Source organism: Solibacillus ferritrahens, from assembly GCF_037027585.1.
In the GTDB taxonomy this organism is placed as follows: Bacteria; Bacillota; Bacilli; order Bacillales_A; family Planococcaceae; genus Solibacillus; species Solibacillus ferritrahens.
This window is the reverse complement of sequence record NZ_JAXCLE010000056.1, coordinates 1-883: the sequence shown is the minus strand read 5'-3', so window position 1 is coordinate 883 and position 883 is coordinate 1. Positions and strand designations below refer to the sequence as shown.

General features: G+C 38.5%; 2 protein-coding genes. Both read left to right on the top strand.

Annotated features, from left to right (window positions below; all coding sequences use genetic code 11):
* Positions 1-784: DNA/RNA non-specific endonuclease (locus SNE38_RS19115; protein WP_336047174.1), on the top strand; the 784-nt coding region annotated here is incomplete at its 5' end.
* Positions 784-883 (top strand): immunity protein YezG family protein (locus tag SNE38_RS19110; RefSeq protein ID WP_336047175.1); only part of this gene is annotated, 100 nt, incomplete at its 3' end. The genes SNE38_RS19115 and SNE38_RS19110, both read left to right, overlap by 1 nt.

The following is an 883-nucleotide window of genomic DNA, read 5'->3' as shown; positions in this document are numbered from 1 at the left end:
TGAAGCCGTGATTGGAAGAGACCCAATTACCGGTAGAAAGTTGGAAAGCTGGGAACGCGGAGCATCAGTCGCTGCTATTTTAGGCGGACCTTTAGTAAAAGGTGTGAAGCATGGTGGAAAGGCAGTCGCAGGCATTATTTCGGGTGGGCAAAAAGCAACAAATAAAACAGTAAATCTAGCCAAGTCCCCAACACCGAAGAATACGACAAAGCAGCAAGCACCGTCTCAGGCGAAAAGTGAAGCAAGCGCAACAACGGCATCACCTGCGAAGTCTAAGGAGCAGGGTAATGGCAATACTACTACTAAAGTTAATTATGGAGATCAATATACAAGAGAAAATAGAAAAAAAGTGTTGAAACCTGATATAGAATATACAACACCTCAAGGACATACTTATAAAACAGACAATAAAGGGCGGATAGTAAATTGTGAAGCAACACTTAAACTAGAAAAAGGAAAAAGAAATAACCATGCTCAAAAGGTGGTTGGTAGAGATGATAGAAAACCTGATGATGATGGTGGACATTTAATTGCAACTATATTTAATGGCTCAGGAGGTTTTGATAACTTAGTTCCTATGAATAGTAATTTGAATAGAGGTGAGTGGAAGAAGCTCGAGAATATGTGGGTTAAGGAACTAGATAAAGGGAAGTCAGTTGAGGTAAAGATAAAACCAATTTATAAAGGAGATTCACACCGTCCTGATAGCTTTAAAATAGAACATAAGATTGGAAATGGAGACTGGGAGCGTACAGATTTTAAAAATAAACCCGGAGGTAAATAATGATGGATGAAAACAAGTTAAATAGTATATATCAAAATATTGCTCAAACAGTAGTTGAAACGATTCCGGAAGAGTGGTCGAAAGTATTTGTATATGGGG